6 protein-coding genes are annotated in these 4,178 nt (G+C 67.1%); 1 reads left to right on the top strand and 5 read right to left on the bottom strand.

Going from position 1 to position 4,178, the window contains the following annotated elements; genetic code table 11:
* The 5 genes from N5D48_RS25870 to N5D48_RS25850 all read right to left on the bottom strand — a co-directional run.
* Positions 1 to 623, bottom strand: a 623-nt coding sequence (locus N5D48_RS25870; RefSeq protein ID WP_279888960.1) for an SCO family protein, incomplete at its 3' end; no start/stop codon positions are given.
* Positions 620 to 1,519 carry a heme o synthase gene (gene cyoE / locus N5D48_RS25865; protein ID WP_279888959.1) on the bottom strand — a complete coding sequence of 300 codons (900 nt, stop codon included), beginning with the start codon at positions 1,517 to 1,519 and terminating at the stop codon, positions 620 to 622. The genes N5D48_RS25870 and cyoE, both read right to left, overlap by 4 nt.
* On the bottom strand, positions 1,504 to 2,577 hold the full coding sequence (locus N5D48_RS25860; protein WP_279888958.1) for a COX15/CtaA family protein: 1,074 nt from the start codon (positions 2,575 to 2,577) through the stop codon (positions 1,504 to 1,506). The genes cyoE and N5D48_RS25860 overlap by 16 nt, the downstream gene beginning before the upstream one ends.
* A gap of 9 nt (positions 2,578 to 2,586) precedes the next feature.
* A complete protein-coding gene (locus tag N5D48_RS25855) occupies positions 2,587 to 3,165 on the bottom strand; it encodes a hypothetical protein (RefSeq protein WP_279888957.1) in 579 nt (192 codons plus the stop codon).
* Entirely contained in the window at positions 3,131 to 3,874 is a 744-nt protein-coding gene (locus N5D48_RS25850) for an SURF1 family protein (protein WP_279888956.1), read from the bottom strand. Before N5D48_RS25850 ends, N5D48_RS25855 begins: the two co-directional genes overlap by 35 nt.
* Positions 3,875 to 3,937: 63 nt before the next feature.
* On the opposite strand from N5D48_RS25850, the gene N5D48_RS25845 reads away from it, so the two are divergent.
* Complete coding sequence (locus N5D48_RS25845; protein ID WP_279888955.1) at positions 3,938 to 4,141, top strand: twin transmembrane helix small protein; 204 nt, start codon at positions 3,938 to 3,940, stop codon at positions 4,139 to 4,141.
* Positions 4,142 to 4,178: the final 37 nt, after the last annotated feature.

The following is a 4,178-nucleotide window of genomic DNA, read 5'->3' as shown; positions in this document are numbered from 1 at the left end:
TTGACCAGTCCCGGCAATTGCGCCACCAGCTTCTGGTTGTTGAACGGCGCACGGATGAACCCACGCTGGCGCCCATCCGGGCCGACAATGGCCAGGTTGCCGCTGTGGTCCACGGTGTATCCCGGCTTGCTGGTATCCGCTGGAATGAACGGGATGCTCAAGGCATTGGCCAGCTTCTGGGTATCGGCGATCGACCCCGCCACCCCGACGAAATCCTTGTCGAAATAGCCCAGGTACTGCTTCAGCTGGTTCGGCGTGTCGCGGTTCGGGTCGACGCTCACCAGCACCACCTGCAGTCGCTCGATGGCCTCCTTGGGCAGCTCGCTCTTGACCTGGCGCAGTTGGGCCAGGGTCGTCGGGCAGATGTCCGGGCAGTAGGTGTAGCCGAAGAACAGCAGCGACCACTTGCCCTTGAGCTGGTCCAGCACCAGCGGCTGGCCGTTCTGGTCGGTCATGCTCACGTCCGGCACGGTGCGGCTCTGCGGCAGCAGGATGATGCCGGCGTCGATCAGTTCGGTGGGGTTCAGCTGACCACGGTCGCTGAGCACCTTGTTGACGGTCAGGCCCATGATCAGCGCGACCAGGGCAACGAGGATGAAGACGGTTTTCTGGGTTCGGGTCATAGGTTCAGCAACAGGTAGTGATCAACGAGCAGCGCGATGAACAAGGCGAACAGGTAGCCGATAGAGTACTTGAACGTCTTGATCGCCGCGTGCGGCCGGGTGCCACGGTACAACACCCAGGCCCAGTGCAGGAAGCGCAGGCCGAGGCCCAGGGCGCAGGCCAGGTACAGCGGGCCGCTCATGTGAATGGCATAGGGCAGCAGGCTCACGGCCAACAGGATCAAGGTGTAGAGCAGGATGTGCAGGGCCGTGTAGCGCTCGCCGTGGGTCACCGGCAGCATGGGAATATCAGCTTTTGCGTACTCCTCCTTCCGGTGAATCGCCAGGGCCCAGAAGTGCGGCGGCGTCCAGGCGAAGATGATCAGCACCAGCAGCAGCGGCTCGGCACTGACATGGCCGCTGACCGCCACCCAGCCCAGCAACGGCGGCGCGGCGCCGGCCAGGCCGCCGATCACGATGTTCTGCGGCGTGGCTCGCTTGAGAAAGCCGGTGTAGAGCACCGCATAGCCCAGCAACGAGGCCAGCGTGAGCCAGGCGGTGAGGGAGTTGGTGAACACCAGCAGCACTGTCATCCCGGCCACGGCCAGCAGCAGGGCGAACAGCAGGGCCGGTAGCGGCGCCACCCGGCCCTGGGCCAACGGCCGCTTGTGGGTACGGGCCATGAGCGCATCGATCCGTCGGTCCAGCACATGGTTGACCACCGCCGCGGCGCCCGCGCACAAGGCAATCCCGAGGTTGCCGAACAGCAGCACGCTCCAGGCCACACCGGCGCGCGTGGCGAGGAACATGCCCACCAGCGAGGTGATCAGCATCAGCACCACCACCTTCGGCTTGGTCAGTTCCATGTAGTCGCGCCAGCCGGCGCGCAGGCGTTCCGTGCTCAGAAGCGTCGCCACGAATCGTTCCTCATGTGATGGGAGAGGCCCACGCCGGTCACCGGCGTCAGGCGCCAGCCATGGCCGACGCGAACCTTGTCGACCACGCGGATGCGGTAGTTCACCAGCACCATGGTCAGCAGCAGCAAGGCGCCACCGGCGTTGTGCGCGACGGCCACGCCCAGGGGCAGGTGGAACAGCACGTTGCTGATGCCCAGGCTCAATTGCAGCGCCAGCGCCAGCAGCACCAGGCGCGCCAGGCCGGTGAGGCCGTTGCGGTGCAGCTTCCAGCTGAGCATCAGCAGCACCGCCAGCACCATCAGCGCACCGAGCCGATGACTGATATGGATCGCCGTGCGCGCGTCGCTGTCCAGCTGCCCGCCCAGGTAGTTGGGGCCGACATGCTGGGTCAGGTGGAAACCATTGCTGAAGTCCGCCGCCGGCCACCACTGGCCGTGGCAGGTGGGCAGGTCGATGCAGGCCACCGCCGCGTAGTTGGCGCTGACCCAGCCGCCCAGGGCGATCTGGCCGATCACCACCAGCAACGCCAGCGCGGCGATGCGGCGCAGGCTCAGCGGCAGTTTCGGCAATGGCGCAAAGGCCCGGGACAGACGCAGCGACAGCAGGAACAGCAGGCTCAGCGTGGTGAACCCACCGAGCAGGTGCGCGGTGACCACCTGCGGCCACAGCTTCAGGGTCACCGTCCACATGCCGAACGCCGCCTGGGCCAGCACCACGCCAAGCAACAGCACCGGCAGCCGATAGGGCTGACCGTCACGGGCATGCCGACGCACGGCCTGGAAGGCGAGCAGGGCGATCACCAGCGCCAGGGTGCCGGCAAAGTAGCGGTGGACCATTTCGGCCCAGCCCTTGGCCGCCTCCACCGGGTGCTCGGGGAAGTGCAGCTCGGCGTGGGCCAGCTGGGCGTCGGTCTTGGGCACGCTGATGAAGCCGTAGCAGCCCGGCCAGTCGGGGCAGCCGAGGCCAGCGTGGGTCAGCCGGGTATAGGCGCCGAGCAGCACGACCAGCAGCGCCAGCAGGGTGGCGAATACAGCGAGGCGGAATCCGGGTCTGGCCATGGCGGCCTCCTAGCCGATGTTGGACAGCTTGAGCAGGTGACGCAGATCGTCCAGCACATGCTTGCCGTTGACCTTGCCGTCATAGCGCAGCACCAGGTTGCCGTGGGGGTCGACGATCCATAGCCGCGGGCCAGATTCACCGACCTTCTGCAAGTAGCGCTGGACGTCCAGCGGGTAGCGCTGCAACTGGGGATACTCGCGCGCCAGCTGCGCCTGGTAGTCCGCCGCCAGCGGCTGGGCCAAGGCCAGGGCATGGCTGGCACGGCTGGCGTCACGGCCCAGGCCGATCTGGATCTGCCGGGCCAGGTACACCAACTGCCGGCAGTCCTCGGCGCAGGCTTCGGGGGCGCTGACCAGCAGCTGCCAGCGTTGGTCCTGGGCGTCGATGCCGATGTCGGCGCGGCCCTCGCCGTTGCCGATCATCAGGCCGTGATAGCTGCGGCCCTCCGGCACCCAGAACTTGAGCTTGTACATGCTGGTGGCGAGGATCATCGGCCCGAGCACGACGAACAGGATCAGCAACAACTGCAATCGCCCGCGTGCCTTGCGGCCTTCAGGTGCGTGCAGCGGACTCGTGGCGGCGGCCATGGCGGTTCTCCTTGTCGTTGTGATGCCAGCCGAAATACAGGTAGAGCAGCACCAGCGCGGTGGCCAGGGCGAACCACTGCACGGCGTAGCCCAGGTGTTTCTCCGGGCCCATGGCGACCACCGGCCAGTCCAGGCGGTAGGTCGCCGGGCCAGGCTGCAGGCGCAGCTCGTGGGCGAAACCTTCGCGGCCCAGCTGCTGCCACAACGCCGGTGGGTCGATAGCCGTCAGCAGGCGTGGCCACGGGCCCTCGCTGGCGTCCGGGTGCAGCTGGAACGTCTTGCCGGGCGCGACATAGACCGACGCTTGCAGCACGAGCGATTGCTCGGGGGTGTCGAAGCGCACCGGCACGCGGCGATCGGGCCAGGGCAACCAGCCGCGGTTGACCAGCAGCCATTGCCCGCTGGCCTGGTCGCGGAACGGTTGCAGCAGCTCGACACCGGGCCTGCCGTCACGCATCTGGTTGTCCAGCAGCAGGCTGTGCTCGGCGTCGAAGCGGCCCTGCAGATGCACGGGATAGAACGCCGGATCCGGCAACTGCGCCAGCGCGGCAGCGGCCACCGGGGTCTCGATCTGGCGTTCGCTGTAGGCGGCGAGCAGGTCGCGCTTCTCGTCGGCCCGGCGCAGCTGCCAGCAACCGAGCGCGATCAGCCCCGGCAGCAGCGCGAGCACCACCAGGGTCGGTACCAGGCCTGGGCGAAACGGCTTCACCGCGGCCTCGCCAGGTCGAGCGCTATACTTGTTGCCATCACCGCATCCCCCCGGAGTTTCGCCATGCTCAAGGCCGCGATAGTCCTGATGCTGCTGGCCACCATCGCCAGCCTGTTCAGTGGCCTGGTATTTCTGGTCAAGGACGACGACCAGTCGACCCGCCTGCTCAAGGCCCTTACCGTGCGCGTCGTTCTCGCCACCCTGACCATCGCGCTGGTGGCCTGGGGCTTTATCAGTGGGCAGCTGGTTTCCCACGCGCCGTTCTAAACTGTTTCCGTCCCTGTAGGAGCGGCCTTGTGTCGCG

Source organism: Pseudomonas sp. GD03858, assembly GCF_029840925.1.
GTDB lineage: Bacteria > Pseudomonadota > Gammaproteobacteria > Pseudomonadales > Pseudomonadaceae > Aquipseudomonas.
This window is presented reverse-complemented; position numbering and strand designations above follow the sequence as displayed.

Coding starts and splice junctions, on each gene's coding strand:
- N5D48_RS25845 (WP_279888955.1), top strand. CDS start 3,938: ATGCTCAAGGCCGCGATAGTCCTGATGCTGCTGGCCACCATCGCCAGC.
- N5D48_RS25860 (WP_279888958.1), bottom strand. CDS start 2,577: ATGGCCAGACCCGGATTCCGCCTCGCTGTATTCGCCACCCTGCTGGCG.
- N5D48_RS25855 (WP_279888957.1), bottom strand. CDS start 3,165: ATGGCCGCCGCCACGAGTCCGCTGCACGCACCTGAAGGCCGCAAGGCA.